This is a genomic window from Pseudomonas gozinkensis (assembly GCF_014863585.1).
In the GTDB taxonomy this organism is placed as follows: domain Bacteria; phylum Pseudomonadota; class Gammaproteobacteria; order Pseudomonadales; family Pseudomonadaceae; genus Aquipseudomonas; species Aquipseudomonas gozinkensis.
Map to the genome: position 1 here is coordinate 3,617,875 of NZ_CP062253.1, position 18,963 is coordinate 3,636,837.

Annotated in this window: 14 protein-coding genes and 2 riboswitches; of the genes, 5 read left to right on the top strand and 9 right to left on the bottom strand. The window is 61.9% G+C overall.

What is annotated here, in order from left to right:
- The first annotated feature begins 23 nt into the window (after positions 1 to 23).
- Positions 24 to 1,247 carry an NADH:flavin oxidoreductase/NADH oxidase family protein gene (locus tag IHQ43_RS15925; protein WP_192561242.1) on the top strand — a complete coding sequence of 408 codons (1,224 nt, stop codon included), beginning with the start codon at positions 24 to 26 and terminating at the stop codon, positions 1,245 to 1,247.
- Here IHQ43_RS15925 and IHQ43_RS15930 read toward each other — a convergent pair.
- The 6 genes from IHQ43_RS15930 to IHQ43_RS15955 form a co-directional block, all read right to left on the bottom strand.
- Positions 1,244 to 2,890 (bottom strand): phospholipase D-like domain-containing protein, encoded by a 1,647-nt coding sequence (locus tag IHQ43_RS15930; protein WP_192561243.1) that lies wholly within the window; start codon positions 2,888 to 2,890, stop codon positions 1,244 to 1,246. The genes IHQ43_RS15925 and IHQ43_RS15930 overlap by 4 nt on opposite strands.
- A gap of 40 nt (positions 2,891 to 2,930) precedes the next feature.
- On the bottom strand, positions 2,931 to 3,626 hold the full coding sequence (locus tag IHQ43_RS15935; RefSeq protein ID WP_192565013.1) for a vWA domain-containing protein: 696 nt from the start codon (positions 3,624 to 3,626) through the stop codon (positions 2,931 to 2,933).
- Positions 3,596 to 4,609, bottom strand: a complete 1,014-nt coding sequence (locus tag IHQ43_RS15940; RefSeq protein WP_192561244.1) for a magnesium chelatase ATPase subunit I — start codon at positions 4,607 to 4,609, stop codon at positions 3,596 to 3,598. Before IHQ43_RS15940 ends, IHQ43_RS15935 begins: the two co-directional genes overlap by 31 nt.
- 8 nt (positions 4,610 to 4,617) lie before the next feature.
- Positions 4,618 to 8,466, bottom strand: a complete 3,849-nt coding sequence (gene cobN, locus IHQ43_RS15945; RefSeq protein WP_192561245.1) for a cobaltochelatase subunit CobN — start codon at positions 8,464 to 8,466, stop codon at positions 4,618 to 4,620.
- Positions 8,467 to 8,469: 3 nt separating this feature from the next.
- A complete protein-coding gene (gene cobW / locus IHQ43_RS15950) occupies positions 8,470 to 9,543 on the bottom strand; it encodes a cobalamin biosynthesis protein CobW (protein ID WP_064597024.1) in 1,074 nt (357 codons plus the stop codon).
- A 98-nt stretch (positions 9,544 to 9,641) separates the two neighbouring features.
- Positions 9,642 to 9,851, bottom strand: a riboswitch (cobalamin riboswitch).
- An 875-nt stretch (positions 9,852 to 10,726) separates the two neighbouring features.
- Positions 10,727 to 12,028 (bottom strand): IS4 family transposase, encoded by a 1,302-nt coding sequence (locus IHQ43_RS15955; protein WP_192564953.1) that lies wholly within the window; start codon positions 12,026 to 12,028, stop codon positions 10,727 to 10,729.
- Between the two features lie 227 nt (positions 12,029 to 12,255).
- Positions 12,256 to 12,476, top strand: a riboswitch (cobalamin riboswitch).
- Between the two features lie 122 nt (positions 12,477 to 12,598).
- Here IHQ43_RS15955 and IHQ43_RS15960 point away from each other — a divergent pair.
- The 4 genes from IHQ43_RS15960 to cobM all read left to right on the top strand — a co-directional run bounded on the left by IHQ43_RS15960 (position 12,599) and on the right by cobM (position 14,757).
- Positions 12,599 to 12,796, top strand: a complete 198-nt coding sequence (locus IHQ43_RS15960) for a CbtB domain-containing protein (RefSeq protein ID WP_007959524.1) — start codon at positions 12,599 to 12,601, stop codon at positions 12,794 to 12,796.
- Positions 12,797 to 12,807: 11 nt separating this feature from the next.
- Positions 12,808 to 13,509: a CbtA family protein gene (locus IHQ43_RS15965; RefSeq protein WP_192561246.1), complete on the top strand. Its 702-nt coding sequence runs from the start codon at positions 12,808 to 12,810 to the stop codon at positions 13,507 to 13,509.
- Entirely contained in the window at positions 13,506 to 13,919 is a 414-nt protein-coding gene (locus tag IHQ43_RS15970) for a cobalamin biosynthesis protein (RefSeq protein ID WP_011334491.1), read from the top strand. Before IHQ43_RS15965 ends, IHQ43_RS15970 begins: the two co-directional genes overlap by 4 nt.
- A gap of 91 nt (positions 13,920 to 14,010) precedes the next feature.
- Entirely contained in the window at positions 14,011 to 14,757 is a 747-nt protein-coding gene (gene cobM, locus IHQ43_RS15975) for a precorrin-4 C(11)-methyltransferase (protein ID WP_192561247.1), read from the top strand.
- A gap of 124 nt (positions 14,758 to 14,881) precedes the next feature.
- Here cobM and nfuA read toward each other — a convergent pair whose 3' ends face one another.
- The 3 genes from nfuA to IHQ43_RS15990 all read right to left on the bottom strand — a co-directional run bounded on the left by nfuA (position 14,882) and on the right by IHQ43_RS15990 (position 18,950).
- A complete protein-coding gene (nfuA, locus tag IHQ43_RS15980; protein WP_003225494.1) occupies positions 14,882 to 15,466 on the bottom strand; it encodes a Fe-S biogenesis protein NfuA in 585 nt (194 codons plus the stop codon).
- Between the two features lie 90 nt (positions 15,467 to 15,556).
- Positions 15,557 to 16,558 (bottom strand): acyltransferase family protein, encoded by a 1,002-nt coding sequence (locus IHQ43_RS15985; protein WP_192561248.1) that lies wholly within the window; start codon positions 16,556 to 16,558, stop codon positions 15,557 to 15,559.
- Between the two features lie 97 nt (positions 16,559 to 16,655).
- Entirely contained in the window at positions 16,656 to 18,950 is a 2,295-nt protein-coding gene (locus IHQ43_RS15990; RefSeq protein WP_192561249.1) for a fatty acid cis/trans isomerase, read from the bottom strand.
- Between the last annotated feature and the right edge of the window lie 13 nt (positions 18,951 to 18,963).

The window sequence follows — 18,963 nt, forward strand, 5'->3', positions numbered from 1 at the left end:
CATCAATGATGAGGAGTCAAGCCATGTCGCCCTTCCAGATTTTGAATCTGCCCAACGGTCAGACCGTCGGCAACCGTATCGCCAAAGCCGCCATGGAAGAAAACCTCGCGGACGGTGACCAGGCACCTTCGCGCGAACTGTTCCGCTTGTATCAGGCCTGGGCCGACGGCGGTGCCGGATTGCTGTTGACCGGTAACGTGATGATCGACCGCCGCGCCATGGCCGGGCCCGGTGGCGTGGTGCTCGAAGACGAGCGGCATCTGGAGCGCTTCCGCCAATGGGCCGAAATCGCTCTTAGCGGCGGTGCGCAGGCCTGGGTACAGCTCAACCATCCCGGCCGCCAGACCTTCGCCAACATGGGCCAGCAAGCGCTGGCACCGTCGGCGGTGGCACTGGAAATGGGTTCGTTCTCGAAACTGTTCGCCGAGCCCAAGCCAATGACCGAGGACGATATCGAAGAAGTCATTCAACGTTTCGCCAAAAGCGCCGCGCTTGCCGAGAAAGCCGGATTCACCGGCGTGCAGATCCATGCCGCGCACGGCTATCTGCTGAGCCAGTTTCTCTCGCCGCTGACCAATCGCCGCACCGACCGCTGGGGTGGTTCGCTGGAAAACCGCGCACGCCTGCTGCTGTCGGTGATCGAGGCCATCCGCCAGGCCGTGTCGCCGCAGTTTTGCGTGGCGGTGAAACTCAATTCGGCGGACTTCCAGCGTGGCGGATTCGACACCGACGACGCGCGCCAAGTGATCGAATGGCTCAACGAGCAGCCGATCGACCTGCTGGAATTGTCAGGCGGCAGCTACGAAGCCCCGGCGATGCAAGGTGAAGCGCGTGACGGACGCACCCTTGCTCGTGAGGCGTTCTTTCTGGAAATGGCCACGGAACTTGCCAGCGTCGCGCGCATGCCGGTGATGGTCACCGGCGGAATCCGCCGCTTGCCCGTGGTCGAACAAGTGCTCGACAGCGGCATCGCCATGGCCGGCATCGCCACGGCGCTGGCCATCGAGCCAAGCCTGGTCAAACACTGGCGCGAAGGCCGCAACAGCGAGCCGCAGCTGCCGCCGATCCGCTGGAAACGCAAACCGCTGGCCGCACTGGCAAACATGGCCGTGGTGCGCTTCCAGATGGCCCGCCTGAGCCGTGGCCGCCAGCCCAAACCCGAGGTGTCGGCACTCTGGGCGCTGATCCGCGACCGGTTGTACCTCAGCCGCCGGACCCGCCAGTACCGTCAGGCGATGGACGTCTAACGCCCGGCAAACCGCAGGCGAGATAGCTGACGCAGGTCGTCCTCGACGTAGTAGTCGTTGGTCCAGCTGTCATCCGCCGCCAACGGCTGCACCTGCTTCAACGCCAGTTTTTTCGCGAAATAGCGAAAACGGTAATGCTCGTAGAACCGCAGCAATTCCAGGCCATAGCGGTCCGCCAGATCGGTATCGCCGCGAATGATCAGGTAGTTCTCGTCATTGCCGTTGCTGGCCGAGGTGCTGAGGTTGTGGCTGCCGCTGATGATGGTCGGGCTGTCGCTGGTGAAGTCGGTGACCACCGCTTTGGTATGCACCAGCAGGTTGCCTTTCTGACCTTTCATGTTCTCCCGCAGCCAGCCCTCAAGCCCGGTGTTGAGCAACGCAGTGGCGGCGAACTCGGCAGTCCGGTCAGCGTGAAACCCGGTGATGCGGCTGACCGTGTTTTGCAGGCCGTAGCGCAGGATGTCGTCGTGGGGCTGGCCGAGCAACGCGTTGAGAATCGCGTCGGGCAAGGCGAATGCGGTGACGAACAGCAGGTCTTTTTTCGCCCCCTCGATGATATCGACGAACTCCCGCAGATCAGCGCCGCCGGTGCGCGGTGAAAACCCGGCGAACAACGGCTGCGCCGGGTTCATCGGGTTGTGTTGGGTGATCCAGTCGCGGGTGGCGCCGACGTCCGCCGGCTCGGCCCAGATCTGCTCGAAGGTTTTCAGGTAACTCGCGCTGACCGCCGAATCGTCCAGCACATGCACCACGTTGGCCTGGCGGTACACGCCGTTGGCGGTGAAGTTGGTACTGCCGCAAAGCACCGCTTGCGGCTGGCGCTCACCGCCTCCGTCGAGGTGGCTGAGGACGATGAACTTGTTATGGAAAATGTTGTGAGTGACCCGCCCCCGTTTGCTGGTCGCCGGCAGTTTCGCAAGGCTGGCTTCGTTGATCGTGGTGTCTTCGTCGTCGGGCCGGGCGTGATACAGCACGCGCACTTGAACACCGCGATCGAACGCCGCGTTCACCGTGTCGATGATGGCTTGCAACTGGTATTCATAGATTGCGATGTCCAGCGCCCACCGACTGTCCAAGGCACGTTCGATAAACCCTTGCAGGCGCCCGAGCAGACCGTTCTCCAGCCACTGACGCGCTGCGTCGGGCCAGGCTTCGATGGGCATGTTCTTGTTGGCACTGATCTGTGCGTCGAGATCGGGGAATTTGCGCTGAAACGCCTGGCTCGCGGCCACGGCGCGGTTGAAGGTCACGCCCTGGTTGGCAGGATGGCCGTCGTCGGAGCGGATTGTCAGCTCCAGCGCTTCACCCAGTTGCGGCGCATCCGGCGTGCCATAGGCCAGGTGCACGCGATAGTGAATCGTCATGCCCGGATTGACCGCGTAATCGGCCCAGCGAAATTTCTGCAGCGGTGCCTTGTCGCTCGGCGTGGCGTGGAACTGCGCGAAGGTGTGAACCTTGCCGGGAAAGGTCAGGCTGTTGAACAGGAACAGCCACGGTTTGTCGCCTTGCTGCTTCTCGATGGCAAACCCCAGCAGGCCTTTGCGGCGGGATTCGGCGAGGTCCATGGCGAGCAGCACGCCGTTGGTGCCGGCGTAGGCCTTGACGCGAAAATCGTCCTGCGGATTGGCGACCAGTACGCGCATGATTCACTCCCTGTGATTGGGCCTTACTGCAGCATAGCCCTCAGACCGACAACAACTCGTCGATATGTCGGTAATCGGCGTCCAGTGCTGTCGCCAATTGTTTCGCGCGGCCCAGCCGGATCGGCCCGCGCTCGATATCGATCAACAGGCCCGGACACGCCAGCGCTGGCAGTTCCGGACAGTCTTTCAAACGGCCATCGGTGATCACCAGCAACCGTTGTTGCTCCGCGGAGAAACGCTTGCGCCGCACCGCCAGCCAATGCCCGGCTTCTGTCAGCGCTGCCAACAGAGGCGTGCCGCCTCCCGCGCCCAATCCATCGAGCCACGCGCGCAATCCGCTGGAGGCCTTCAGCCCTTGCACCTGCCATTTCGGCACCGCGCCGCTAGCGGTCAACAATGCAAGCCGTGCGCGTTGCCGGTAAGCGTCGTCGAACAGTTGCGCAAGCACGCCTTTGGCATCGCTCAAGGCTTGATGGCGACGGGTCGAGGCCGAGGCATCGACGATCACCAGCCACAGTTCATGGGGCGTGCGGGTGCGCAGTTGAAACAGCAGATCCGCCCGGGTTTTCGGGCGGCCATTGAGCAAGGTTCCCGGCCAGTTCACCGAGCCACTGCGTGCGGCGTGACGCTTGCCCTGGCGGCCGTTATCGAGGCGTCCGGCGCGGGGTCTGGCATTCGCCCCCGCGTCGGATCGGGGGCGAATGCCTAAGGCTTTTTTTGTAGGTGTGGCGGCCAGGTCGGCACTTCGCGGCGTGCGCCAGTAGCGAGGGCTGGGGCCGGCATTTCGCCCCACTGGCCCTGCCCTTCACTCGGTTCGGCGTTAGTGCCGGACGGCGATTGCGCCGGTGGCTGCGTACTGGATGAAGGCTGTTCGCGACGACGATGACGCAAGGCAAACTCAGCCACAGCATCAATGTCTTGCTCGGCGATGGCCTCGGCCCCCCGCCACGCGGCATGCGCCCGCGCCGCACGCAGCCAGACCAGATCGGCGCGCAAGCCGTCGACGCCTGCCTTGAAGCAGCGCTCGGTGATTTGCGCCAGCGCCGCGTCATCCAGCGGAATACCCGGTAAAACCTTGCGGGCGTTCTCGCAGCGCTCGCGCAGGGCTTGCTGCTCGGTTTCCCACTGCGCACAAAACGCCTGCGGATCGCTGTCGAAATCCAGCCGGCGACGAATGATCTGCCCACGTTCGGTCGGTGCCGTATGACCGCCAAGCGCGACGTTGAGGCCAAAGCGATCAAGCAACTGCGGACGCAATTCCCCCTCTTCCGGGTTCATCGTGCCGATCAGAACAAACTTTGCAGAATGCCGATGGGAGATGCCGTCCCGCTCGATCAGGTTGGTGCCACTGGCCGCGACGTCCAATAGCAGATCCACCAGATGATCCGGCAACAGATTCACTTCATCGACGTACAGCACGCCGCCGTCAGCCTTGGCCAACACACCGGGAGAAAACTGCGCACGACCGTCGCTCAACGCCGCGTCCAGATCCAGCGTACCGACCAGGCGTTCTTCAGTCGCACCCAATGGCAAGGTGACGAACTGACCGCTGGCCAACAGATCCGCCAGACCCCGGGCCAGCGTCGATTTGGCCATGCCGCGCGGGCCTTCGATCAGCACGCCGCCGATCTTCGGGTCGATGGCCGTCAGGTACAGCGCCAGTTTCAAATCATCGGCGCCGACCACGGCGGAGAGCGGGAAATGCGGGGTGTCGGTCATGTTCAGTCTCAGCTCTCTTCTTCTGTGTCCAGCAGCAGGTTTTCCAGGGCCTCTTTATAGGCGCCCGGTTCCTGCCACATCCCGCGCTGCTGCGCTTCGAGCATGCGTTCGGTCATGTCGCGCAGCGCGTGGGGATTATGCTCGCGCACGAAGTCGCGGGTCGCCGGGTCCAGCAGATACGCATCGGCCAGCAACGCGTACTGGTGATCGTCGATCAGTTGCGTGGTGGCGTCGAAGGCAAACAGGTTATCGACCGTCGCCGCCAGTTCGAACGCGCCTTTATAGCCGTGGCGCTTGATCCCGTCGATCCATTTCGGATTCGCCGCCCGGGAACGGATCACCCGGTTCAGCTCTTCTTTCAGGGTGCGGATCTTCGGCAAGTCCGGTTGACTGTGATCGCCGTGATAACTGGCCGCCGCTTCACCGCGCAGGCTTTCCACGGCGGCGAGCATGCCGCCCTGGAACTGGTAATAGTCGTTGGAATCGAGCAGGTCATGCTCGCGGTTGTCCTGGTTTTGCAGCACGGCCTGCACCTGGCTCAGGCGCTGGACGAATTGCTCGCGGGCGGCGGTGCCTTCGTCGGAACCGCCATAAGCGTAGGCGCCCCAGTTCAGGTAAACCTCGGCCAGATCCTCGCGGGTTTGCCACAGGCGACCGTCGATGGCGCCCTGTACGCCCGCGCCATAAGCACCGGGTTTGGCACCGAAAATTCGCCAGCCAGCCTGACGCCGGGCAGCGTCTTCATCCAGACCGGACTGGCGCAGCGCCTCACGTTCGGCACGCACTTTGGCGGCCAGCGGGTTGAGATCGTCCGGCTCGTCCAGTTCTGCCACGGCTTGTACGGCGGCGTCGAACAGGCGAATCAGGTTGGCGAACGCATCGCGGAAAAACCCGGAGACCCGCAGCGTGACATCGACCCGAGGCCGATCGAGCAGGCTCAGCGGCAGAATCTCGAAATCATCGACCCGCTGACTGCCAGTGGCCCACACCGGACGCACGCCCATCAGCGCCATGGCCTGGGCGATGTCATCGCCGCCGGTGCGCATGGTCGCGGTGCCCCAGACCGAAAGGCCGAGCTGGCGCAGATGGTCGCCGTGGTCCTGCAAGTGTCGCTCGAGAATCAGGGTCGCGGACTGGAAGCCAATCCGCCAGGCCGTGGTGGTCGGCAGGTTGCGCACGTCTACCGAATAGAAATTGCGCCCGGTTGGCAGTACATCGAGGCGCCCGCGACTTGGCGCGCCGCTCGGGCCGGCCGGGACGAATCGGCCACTCAACGCGTCGAGCAAGCCGTGCATTTCCGCTGGGCCGCAGGCGTCGAGGCGTGGGGCGATGACCTCACGCAGGTGAACAAGGATGGCACTTACCTCAGACCAGTGAGGACCCTGTGGGAGCGAGCTTGCTCGCGAAGGCGTCGTGTCAGTCGACATTTTTGGTACTGACATACCGCCTTCGCGAGCAAGCTCGCTCCCACAGGAATCACCCACGGCGTGCGAGATCGATTGAGCCGCGAACAGCTCAAGGCGTTCACGGGTATCTCCCGCCGTGCGCCAGACCTCGTCGCTGACCGACAGCAACTCCGATGGACGCGGGCCAGTCCAAGGATCAGCCAATGCGCAATCCAGCGGATCGAATCCCAATTCAAACGCCTTGGCCAACGCCCGCAACAGACTCGACTGCGCCCCTTTGCCGTCGCCACGCGGAATCCGCAGCAACGCCAGCAAGGTGTCGATGCGTAAACGCCCGGTCGGCGACTCGCCAAAAATGTGCAGACCATCGCGGATCTGCGATTCCTTCAGATCACACAGATAAGTGTCCAGACGCGGCAGCCAGATCGCCGCATCGGCGTCGCTGTCGAGGCCTTCGTCCAGCTGCAATTCACGATCAATCTGCGTGTCACGCACCAGTTGCAGAATGTCCCGCTGCAATTCACGGGCGCGACGCGGATCGAGCAACTGAGCTTCGTAATACTCGTCCGCCAACAGTTCCAGATTGCGCAACGGCCCGTAGGTTTCGGCACGGGTCAGCGGCGGCATCAAGTGGTCGATGATCACCGCCTGGGTGCGACGTTTGGCCTGAGCGCCCTCGCCCGGGTCGTTGACGATAAACGGATAGATGTTCGGCAGCGGCCCGAGCAGCGCGTCCGGCCAGCAGTTCTCCGAAAGGCCCACACCTTTGCCCGGCAGCCATTCGAGATTGCCGTGCTTGCCGACGTGGATAACGCCATGAGCCCCGTAGATCTGGCGCAGCCAGAAATAGAACGCGAGGTACGCGTGCGGCGGCACCAGGTCCGGGTCGTGATACACCGCGCTCGGATCGACCTGATAACCCCGCGCCGGTTGAATGCCGACGAAGGTCAGGCCAAACCGCAGGCCGGCGATCATCATCCGCCCGTCACGGCACATCGGATCGTTTTGCGGTGACCCCCAACGTTCCAGCACCGCCGTGCGATTGGCTTCGGGCAGCGCGTTGAACATCTTCAGGTAATCGTTCATCGCCAGGCTTTGCTGGCACGGGCGCTGGTCGAGCGTATCGAGATCGTTGCTGACGCCGCCGAGCAGTTGCCGGATCAGCTCGGAGCCGCTGTCCGGCAATTCGGCCGGCAACGGATAACCTTCAGCCTGCAACGCCCGGAGGATATTCAGCGCGGCAGCCGGCGTGTCGAGTCCCACGCCGTTGCCGATGCGTCCGTCCCGGGTCGGGTAATTGGCGAGGATCAGCGCGATACGTTTTTCAGCGTTCGGCACCCGCGCCAGTTCGACCCAGCGTCGCGCCAGTTCAGCCACAAAATCCATACGTTCAGGCTGCGCCCGATAACACACGACATCGGACTGACTGCGCTCACTGCGCCAGGCCAGATCCTTGAAACTGATCGGCCGACTGATGATCCGACCGTCGAGCTCCGGCAAGGCGATGTGCATCGCCAGATCCCGCGGACCGAGGCCCTGCTCGCTTTCGCGCCAACCGGGCTCGTTGTCCTGGGCGCAGATCGCCTGGATCACCGGAATATTGCGACGGAACGGCCGCAGATGCGGCGCCTCCGGGCTGGACTGGGCGAAACCGGTGGTGTTCAAGATCACCGAGGCCTCGACTTCATCCAGCCAGTCCTCGACCACCGACAGGCAGCCGGGCTCTTTCAAACTGGCCACGGCGATCGGCAACGGATTGAGTCCGGCAGCCTGAAGCCGTTGGCAGAACACGTCGATAAACGCCGTGTTCGCCGCTTGCAAATGCGAGCGATAAAACAACACCGCCGACACCGGTTGACCGGGCAGCCAATCGGCTTGCCAGTCACTCAGTGCGGCGGTGTTTTTGTTCGGGTGGTAAATCGCCGTGCGCGGCAGCGTCTGCGGCTCGCCCCACACGTAATCCCGTGCCAGCCAGCGATTGGCCAGACAGCGGAAAAAGTCCAGCGCATTGCCCATGCCGCCCTGACGCAGAAACTGCCAGAGCCGGTCGCGATCTTCGGCGCCGACGGTGCTGAGGTCGCTGAGCTCCGGGTCGGGCCGGTCATCGCCCGGTACCAGAATCACCTGCACGCCACGTTCGGACAACTCGACCAGCCGCTCGACGCCATAACGCCAATAAGCGATGCCGCCGTGCAACGAGATCAGAATGACCTTGGCATGGCGCAGCACTTCATCGACGTACAGATCGACCGACGCATGGTTCTGCACCTGCATCGGGTTGGCCAGCCGCACGCTCGGGTAATCCTCGGGCAGTTGCTGCGCGGCTTCGGCGAGCAGCGCGAGGCTGGAATCGCCGCTGCACAGGATCACCAGCTCGGCGGGGGTTTGTCCAAGGTCGGCAATGTTGTCATCCGACACGAAACCGCCGGGCTGGGTCCTGAGCAGGTGCATGGCTTAAACGCTGAGCGCGGCGCGCAGTTGCGCTTCGAGCTGGGCGGCATCCAGTTCCTGACCGATCAACACCAGACGCGTCACACGCGCTTCATCGGCGCCCCACTGACGGTCGAAGTGTTTGTCGAAACGCGTGCCCACGCCCTGGATCAGCAGACGCATCGGCTTGTTCGGGATTGCCGCGAAACCTTTGACCCGCAGAATGCCGTGCTGCACCACCAGTTGCGTCAGTGCGTCGAGCAACAGGCTTTCGTCGGCTTGTGGCAGTTCGATGGAGATCGAGTCGAAAGCGTCGTGATCGTGGTCGTCGTGATCGTCATCGCCTTCACCGTGGTGGTGATCGTGATGGCTGTGGCGGCTGTCGATGTGTTCTTCGGAACCGGCACCCAGACCAATCAGCACGTCCAGCGGCAGACGACCGTTGCTGGCTTCGATGATTTTCACCGCCGGCGGCAGCTCTTCGGCGACTTCCAGGCGCACGCGAGCGAGGTCTTCAGGGCTGGTCTGGTCGGCCTTGTTGAGGATCACCAGGTCGGCGCTGGCCAGTTGGTCGGCGAACAGCTCGTGCAGCGGCGATTCGTGGTCCAGGTTCGGGTCGAGTTTGCGCTGGGCATCGACCTGATCCGGGAACGCGGCGAAAGTGCCGGCGGCCACGGCCGGGCTGTCGACCACGGTGATCACGGCGTCAACGGTGCAGGCGCTGCGGATTTCCGGCCACTGGAAGGCTTGCACCAGTGGTTTTGGCAGGGCCAGGCCCGAGGTTTCGATCAGGATGTGGTCGAGGTCGCCGCGACGGGCCACCAGTTCGCGCATCACCGGGAAGAACTCTTCCTGAACCGTGCAGCACAGGCAGCCGTTGGCCAGTTCGTAGACACGACCGGTGGCTTCTTCTTCGGTACAGCCGATGGTGCATTGCTTGAGGATTTCACCGTCGATGCCCAGCTCGCCGAACTCGTTGACGATCACCGCGATGCGGCGGCCTTGCGCGTTGTCGAGCATGTGCCGCAGCAAGGTGGTTTTGCCCGAGCCGAGGAAGCCGGTGACGATGGTGACGGGGAGTTTGGCCAGTGTTTTCATCGGATGCCCTTTGGCAAGGTGGCGGGCATACGGGACGAGACCGGCACGCAAGTGCGTGCCTGGAGAGTTCGCCACCGGATCACCCCGCCCGGTTGAAAGTGAGAATCTGTGACGAGGCAGGTCTCCTGGCTGACGGTGTTCGGGCCTTGGCCCGGTATTCGCTGCGCCTTCCCGCTGGCTCTGGATTGAGTTGGCAGTGGCGTGGCAGCGAACAGCACCGTTCACAGTTGCGGGGGCAGCCGCGGCTTGGACCGCGTTCCCTTCTTAGCTTCGGCGTGGGCCGAAGAACCTCGAAAGCGCAAGGCTACGCATGGGTTCGTGATGGGTCAATGGCCGTTGTTTTTTGGTTTTGGGTTTTGTGAGCATATCCGTTGCTGCGGTAACGGCTTCCTAGGGTTCCGCCCTGACGGCGGGTCACTTTTGACAAACGCCCGGAATGCCGGCCCAGCCAAAAGTAACCAAAAAGTCTACGCCCCGGCGTACGGCACTTCGCTTAGGCTCAGTGTTCCCTCGCTACGGTGTCCATCAGGGGGCATCGCCTACGGTTTGCTTCGCTGCACCTCCTCTCGATGTATGCGGCTTCGCCGCACGGCGCTGCGCGCCTACCCCCTGATGAACACCTCCGCTCGGCCTGCCGAAGGGGCAAAAAATCAAAAGCCAGAGCCAGAGCCAGAGCAAAGGCCAGATCAAGAGCCCCTCACCCTAGCCCTCCCGAAACGTCGGACCGCCCGTAGGGAGAGGGAACCGACCGAGTTGATTGGGAGAGTTGCGCCGACTTGCGATACCGCGTTGAACTCAGACTTTGAAAAGCACAGAAATCGGCTCCCTCTCCTCGGGGAGAGGGCTGGGGTGAGGGGTAAGCCCACCACAAAACCAAAGCCGAACACGCCCCGCCCCCCCCACTCAAAACGATGAGCGTTAGCTCGAGTACCGCTTTTGATCGCAGGGCCCGTCGGCAGGCTGAGTGGAGGGATTGATCCGGGGGTGGGAGCGCAGCGACCGTTTGGCGAAGCCAAACACATCGAGAGGAGGTGCAGAGAAGCAAACCGTAGGCGATGCCCCCGGATCAATCCCGGAGCGAAGGAACCCCGAGCCTCAGCGAGGGGCCGTACGTCAGGGTGCAGCCTTTTTGGTTACTTTTTCGGCGTTTGGAAAAAGTGACCCGCCGTCAGGGCCATCCCTTTCAAGGTCTTTTCGTTTTGGCGGCCTTGATTACCCGGTCCGTTGAAACATGCGCATGCACCGCAGCGCCTTGCACCCATGTTTTGGGTTTGGGCACCTTGGGGCCCCGGGGACTTTTGGCAACTTGTTTTGGCTGGATGTTTCTGGCCAGTTCCAACAAGCGCTGGGCCAGTTTTTCCAGAGGTACGACGGGAAAGCATTCCGAGGGCAGCGCAATTTGCAGACCTTCATAGCCACTGCGGACCTGAACCGCCAAGTGATAGGTTGAGGCTTCCCAGCCCTCAGGCTGGGAAGCCTGATGGGCTTGCTCGACGCTTCGCTTGAGTACGGCCAGGACGTTGTAGGCCAAAACCGCAGTAGCAAACCCGAGCAGGGCAGCCTTTGGGCTACCAAGGGTTTCGATTTCACTTTCCAGGATTGCTTCCAGTCGCTGGAACATGCCTTCAATGCTCCAGCGGCGGCGATAGAGTTCCGCGATCTGCTGCGCGCTGACGCTGTCAGGCAGATTGCTCCAGAACATCAAGCTGCTGTCACCCGAGTCCGTTGGCGAGTGAAGCGTCAGTTCGACACGCCGACACTGGTAACCGCCTCTGACCTGAATAATCTGCTCACGCACAGTGCCCGTACTCACAGGCACTGGTTCTTGCCACTGCCCCTCCTGAATCAAGCGTGGATGCTTGGCTTGTTGGCGAATGACAAAGGAGGTTTTGACCTGTTCGCAAGCCTCCATAACCGGGAGCGTGCAATAGAGTCGATCAGCCAGCCACACTTGGCCCGACTCGGCATCGGCCAAGAGAGGCAACACGCAAACACGCTCGCTTGCGTAGGCATCCTCACACGCCTGCAGGTCGATGACCTGATCCAGGTCGGGATCGTAGACAACCACCGAAAAACCGGGCCGAGCGGCGCCTCGCTCGTGGCGTAAAGCCCCGAGTCGTTTCTCAGTGGATGCCAAGTGATTACCGTCCACCACCCGAACCTGCCAACCCGGCAGCATCGCCGTGCAACCCAACTCCCTGATCGTTGGAGCCAGGCGCTGTGCACAGCCCGTGACCAGGGCGCGCAACAGAGCTGGCTCGGTACGACTGATCTTGTCGTAGAGGGCCGCCAGGCTGACAGGAAGATCTTCCAGTTGCCGCGCCGCAGCGTGCAGGGATGGCTTCAAGCCCAATGAAACAAGGGACATCAGCTTGATGATGGTCGAGAACAGTAGCTCACGAGAATACTGCCGTTGCCGATGCTCTTCGAAGACCTGATCGACCCACTCAGGGGCAATAGCTTGCTCCAGCGCCAATTTGGCCATAACGCTGGCAGGTGCTTTTTTCTCGAAACGCGCTAAAACATCGGCCCACATCGTTCGGGTATCCCTGATAGAAACTTCAGGGGATTTTACCTAAGACCTTGAAAGGGATGGCCGTCAGGGCGGAACCCTAAGAAGCCGTTACCGCAGCAACGGATCAGCCCCCAATCCCAATCCCAATCCCAATCCCAATCCCAATCCCAATTGACTCAAATTCCCCCTCATGGTCTCCTACACAACTTGTTACGGGTGCCCTTCACAGGGTGAAACGGGAAACCGGTGAATCATGTGCTTTACTCTAAAGCCATGTCAGTCCGGTGCTGCCCCCGCAACGGTAAGCGAGCGAAGCGTCAGATCCACTGTGCCCTCGGGCATGGGAAGGTGACGCTTGCAGGTCGGCAGACAGCCACCCCTCGTGAGCCCGGAGACCGGCCCGCAACACACAGTGCGTATCCTTGCGCCACTGAACATAACAAACCCGCGGTGGGCGGGCGCTGTTCGAACCTCTGCGTGCCCGGCCGCAGGGGTTTTCATGCGCTCTATTCACCCGCTGACACTCCAGAGGGAAGCGCCATGTCGATCATCAGCAGCACCGGCAGCAATTCGGACAAGATCTCCAGCACCACCACCCTGAGCCAACGCCTGACCGCCGCCGTCTGCGCGTCGATCCTCGGTGCGTGCCTTGTGTATTTCGCCGGTTTCTCGCACATCGAAGCGGTGCACAACGCCGCGCACGATACCCGCCACAGCGCCGCGTTCCCTTGCCACTGAGACCTGACGACATGATCAAGCGTATTGCGCAGACCGCAGGTTTCACCGGCCTTCTGGCCGCCCTGCTCCTGACGTTGCTGCAAAGCTTCTGGGTGTCGCCGCTGATTCTGCAGGCCGAAACCTTCGAGAAAGCCGAGCCGGTTGCCGAAGTTCACGAACACGCCGCCGGCACCGCCGCCCACACCCACGATGCCGAAGCCTGGGAGCCGGAAGACGGCTGGCAACGCGTGGTTTCCACCACCGGTGGCAATCTGGTGGTTGCCGTGGGTTTTGCCCTGATGCTGGCGGGTCTGTACACCCTGCGTGCGCCGACCAAAACCTCTCAGGGCCTGCTCTGGGGTCTGGCCGGTTATGCGACCTTCGTGCTCGCGCCGACCATGGGCCTGCCGCCTGAACTGCCAGGCACTGCCGCCGCGGATCTGGCCTCGCGGCAGATGTGGTGGATCGGCACCGCCGCCTCCACCGCTGTCGGCCTGGCCTTGATCGCGTTCAGCCGTAACTGGCTGATGAAGATCCTCGGCGTGGCAATCCTTGCCGTGCCGCATGTGATCGGCGCGCCACAACCGCAAGTGCATTCGATGCTTGCCCCGGAAGCCCTCGAAGCCCAGTTCAAAATCGCTTCGCAGCTGACCAACGTGGCGTTCTGGCTGGCCCTGGGCCTGATCAGCGCCTGGTTGTTCCGCCGCAAAAGCGAAGGTCAGTACCACGCATGACCGATGACAGCGCAGCGCCGACCTTCGTGGTCGGCCTGGGCTGCCAGCGCGGCTGCCCGGCCAGCACGCTGCGCGCATTGCTCGATCAGGCGTTACAGGCGCATCGGATTGATCTTGAGAAGGTCAAGGCGCTGGCCAGCATCGACCTCAAGCGTGATGAACCCGGTTTGCAGGAGCTCGCCGCCCAACTGGCGCTGCCCTTGTTGTATTTCAGCAGCGAAGAACTGGCCAGTTATCAGCAACGCTTGAGTCACCATTCACAGATCGCCTTCGAACGCACCGGCTGCTACGGCGTAGCAGAAAGTGCCGCTCTGGCACTCGCCGAACAGTTGATCAGTGGCCCGGCAAAACTGCTGATTTCCCGGCAAAAGTACGCCCAGGCGACACTGGCATTGGCCGGCGCTGCGTAAATTCCCGATAATCCCCGCTTTCGATCATGAGCATTCTTCATCTGAAGGGCTTGTGAAGCTCCGCCCTGCCCCTTTTCTACAGGATCCAACGATGACCGTTTACTTCATCGGCGCCGGCCCCGGCGACCCGGAATTGATCACTGTCAAAGGCCAGCGGCTGATCCGCAGTTGCCCGGTGATCATCTATGCAGGCTCGCTGGTGCCGACGGCAGTGCTGGAAGGTCATTGCGCTGAAACCGTGGTCAACAGCGCCGAACTGCACCTGGAGCAGATCGTCGAGCTGATCAAGACCGCCCACGCCAAGGGCCAGGACGTCGCGCGCGTACATTCGGGCGATCCGAGCCTGTACGGCGCCATTGGCGAGCAGATTCGTTATTTGCGTGAGCTGGATATTTCGTTCGAGATCATTCCCGGCGTAACCGCCACTGCCGCTTGCGCTGCTTTACTGGGTGCCGAACTGACCCTGCCGGACATTTCGCAGAGCGTGATTTTGACCCGTTATGCGGACAAGACCGCGATGCCGGTTGGCGAAGAGCTCGGCAGTCTTGCGCAGCATGGGGCGACCATGGCGATTCATCTGGGCGTCAATCATCTGGAAAAGATTCTGGCTGAACTGCTGCCGCATTACGGCGCGGATTGCCCGATCGCGGTGATTCACCGGGCGACGTGGCCGGATCAGGACTGGGTGACGGGGACGCTGGAGGATATTGCCGCGAAGGTGGCGGCCAAGGGGTTTCGGCGTACGGCGTTGATTCTGGTTGGGCGGGTGTTGGGTAGCGATCACTTTAGTGAGTCATCGCTGTATCGCGCGGGGCATGCGCACCTGTATAGACCGTGAATGGGACGCGCAGCGTCCCGGGCTGCATTCCCACGCGGAGCGTGGGAACGATCAAAGTCCCAAAATTTCCGGCATAAAAAAACGGCGCTCACGGGGCGCCGTTTTTCATGCCGCAGCGAACACCTTAGTAGTAGGCGTTTTCTTTCTGCGTGTGGTCGGTCACGTCGCGAACGCCCTTGAGCTCCGGAATGCGCTCAAGCAAGGTGCGCTCAATGCCTTCCTTCAGGGTCACGTCCGCCTGGCCGCAGCCCTGGCAGCCGCCGCCGAACTGCAACACGGCAATGCCGTCTTCAACCACATCGATCAGGCTGACCTGACCGCCGTGGCTGGCCAGCCCCGGGTTGATTTCGGTTTGCAGGTAGTAGTTGATACGCTCGTTGACCGGGCTGTCGGCGTTGACCATCGGGACTTTGGCGTTTGGCGCCTTGATGGTCAACTGGCCGCCCATGCGGTCGGTAGCGTAGTCGACGACGGCATCATCGAGAAACGCTTCGCTGAACGAGTCGATGTAAGCGGTGAAGCTTTTCAGCCCCAGCGCTGTGTCTTCAGGTTTCTCTTCGCCCGGCTTGCAATAGGCAATGCAGGTTTCGGCGTACTGGGTGCCAGGCTGGGTGATGAAGACGCGGATGCCGATGCCCGGGGTGTTCTGCTTGGAAAGCAGATCAGCCAGGTAATCATGGGCGGCGTCGGTAATGGTAATAGCGGTCATGGAGACTCCTCGCAGGCTTGAGGCGGAGTTTACGCCAATCGGCGCGCGGCACAAAGTCCCAGTATTTTTGTCGGAATAAAATCCCGTTATTCAGGCTGGTGACGGACGGTCGCTCGAGCGCTGCAAGTGCCGGTATCCGGCCTTTTCGATCCATTTGTAGCTGGCCAGACTGCCCGCACCAATCAAGATCAAACAGACCGTAATGACGACGTACGGACTGAGCGAATAGCGCTGCGCCAGATAATGCCCGAGCATCAGAATAAGCGTGTGGATCAAGTACACCGAGTACGAACAGTCACCCATCAGTTTCAGCAATCGACTGCGGCGGGCGAATCGCTCCAGTGATAGGGCCGACATGACCAGAACGGCGGCCGGCACGCCCCACGCCAGCGCCTGATATTCACCGATCCAGACATGGATTGCCGCCAGCGCCGCCACCATTGCAAATATCGGCCCCCATAGCCCCGGCCTGATCCAGCCACGGCGATAGAGCATGCCGACGCCCATCCCCAGCAAGAACTCAACCACCAGGTCCGATCGGTAAAATTCGCTGATCCAGCCCAGCCCGGTCAGCACGTTGCAGACCAGAAACAGCAGAATCGCCACCACGGCAATCCGCAGTTTCAAGGGAAAAATCAGCGCTACCGCGAACAGCAAGTAAAACAACATCTCGAAATTCAGTGTCCAGCCCACGTTCAGCGTGGGGTAGATACCAAAACCACCGGGGTTGTCGCTGGCGATAAACAGCAACGACAAAAGGAAATTCGGCCAGCCGAAGCGCTCGTCGGGGAACGCCTCTGGCACGGCCAGCAGCAACAGAACCATCACGACCGTATAGAACCAGTAGGCCGGAGCAATTCTCATCAGCCGCAAGGCCATGAAACGCCCCGGCGTCAGTTCTTTATCCGCGGTGGACAGGAACATCACCAGACCACTGATGACGAAAAACACATCCACGCCGGCCGCGCCCTGATCGACAAACACCCGCCCGATCGGCCCGCCGGGCTCGAAATCGAAGAAAATCTGCATGACGTGATGACCCACCACCATCCAGGCGGCCAGTGCACGCAAGGCTTGCACCGAGATCAGCATTGAGGTCGCTCCTGGTCACAACATCTCGATCACCTCTTCCAAAGAGGATTGGCGGTGCTTCCATGAGTTGTGACAGTAGGACAACCTCAGAGGTCGATCAAAGATTCTCGTACCGGTTCATATCCAGCACGCCCTCTTCCACCGGATCGGTTTCGTGGATGTACTGGCTCAAGTCGTGGAAGTAGAACCAGAACTGCGGATGACTGCGGCGGATACCCCAGCGTTCGACGATTTTCTCGAACTGCGCCGCGTCCCTTGCACTTTCCATGGCGTCGACAAACGCCGGCACCTGATCCGCCGGGATGTTGAACATGAAGTTCGGGTAACTGCTGAGCACACCCGGGTAGATCGTCAGCGTATCCAGCCCCGGTTGATAGCGCAGCGATTCACCTAGCAGGAACGCCACGTTGCTGTGGGCACGGTTGCGCAGCAGGCTGTAGACCTCGCGTTTGCCGCTACGGGTTTCGACCCGCAGCATCGTCGCTTCCGGCAATTGATCGATCACTTTCAGGCCCGCTGCCGGGCGCGAAGTCAGGCGGCTCAACGCCTGTTCGGCGTTTTGCAGGGCCGGGTCGATGTTCGGGCGCGAACAATAGGCGTCTTCGCAGCGGTTGATCGGATCCGGACGCGCGTTGAGGTCGCCGTAGCGCGCCAGCAACTGCAGGGCGAAATCGCGTTTCGGGTCTTTTTCGTCGAGTTTCAGCGCGGTGGGTTTGTCGTCGTCGATGGCTTCGTAATCGAGCCACATCTTGAACTGGCCGCTGCTCTGATACCAATCGTCGAGGTAGCCCTCGCGGGAGTCGGCAGGCATCAGGCGCAGGAAGTTCTGTTCGGCGCCGTTGCGGATCAGGTCGAAATACAAGCGCGTTTGCGCCTGATGCGAGACGTTGCCGAACACATCGAAATTCACCGCCAACTGGTAATAGGTGCGCTCCAGCAGCGGATAGTCGAACAGCCACATGGTCTGCGGCACTTCGCCGATCAGGCCTTTGGTCACCGAAGCGCTGTCGAAGTGACGGAAGATGCTCAGCAAGGCGTTGTCGTTGCCGGCCCACAGGGTCGACCAGCTCGGTGCAGGCAGGTCGGCATAGCTGTCACGGCGCAGGGCTTCGTATTTGTTTCGCTTGTTGCGGTAGTTGTGCCACAGGCTCAGGACACTGCCGACATCGTCGTTCTGCCCCGGCATGGCCAGCAACGGCGTGGCCTGGCCGCGATAGTTCGGGTCGGTGATGTACAGGTCGTGCTCCGGCGCCTGGAACAGCGCCCAGAAGTTGTCACGGATCACGTCGGTCGCGATCTGCCCACGGCAAACCGGGCCGCGAATGAAGGTGCGCACGAAGTATTCGGCGTTATCGAGCATGAACTGATAACGCGCCTGCGCCGGGATTGCCTCGAAGGTCGCGAACGGGTTGGCCCGGCTCTGCGGCCCGTAACCCGGCAAGGCATTGACCTGCCAGTGGCCGTTGTAGAACAGGCTTTTGACCCGCGCCATCTTCGCCGCGCTCAGCGGATAAGTGATGTGGGTCTTGTGCACGATCACGCCCTGCACCGGCCACAGGCGGTAGTAGACCTGAGTGCCCGGATCGTCGTTCGGGCGACGCGTGGCGATCAGATCGATCGGCTGACCGGTCGGCGTGCGCGAACGCACCCACTGGAAGTAATGCCCCGGCTCGCCGTCCTTGAAATAGATGTGCGCCAGGAACCAGTGCTCGTACAGCCAGCGTCCGACCAGACTTTCCCGCGCGCCGGGCTGGTTGAGCAGGTTTTCCCACTGGACGATCTGCAGCGCTTCCTTGGTGCTCGGCGCCAGGCCTTGCTCGTCGATAGGTGCGCCGGACGCCAGCCAGCGCTGCAATGTCTGGTATTGCTGATCGGTCAGACCGGTCACCGCCAGCGGCATGCCCTCTTTCGGATGGGCGCCGGCATAGCCGTCGAATTCGGCGGGCATCGCGCACAGGTTCTCGCGGTTGAGGCCCAGCACGATGTCTTCCGGCAGTTTGGCGTTGGGTGTCAGCGGCGTTTTGTGTCCCAGCTCCAGCATGCGCGCCATCAGCGCGGCCTGACTGCCTTGAGCGTCGAGCACCGAATAGAAGTCTTTCTGCTGCCAGGCACGTTTGCCGAAGGCGTCGTAGAACAGCCGCGTGGTCGGTGCCGCCTGAGTGCGTTCGCCATCGTAGACCGGCATCTTGCTCGCGCCGCGGGCGGCGCCTTCGCCGCTGCCGAGGTTCAACTGACAGGCGGAGTCGTAGCAGGCATGGCAGGCCACGCACTTCTCGGTGAAGATCGGCTGGATGTCTCGGGTGTAGGAAATAGAAGAAGAAATAGCGGGACCCTGCGCCGCCGCGCCAAAGCTTAAAAACAGCAATGCAATGCTGATGACGCGGTACGACATGTCCCTGATCCTG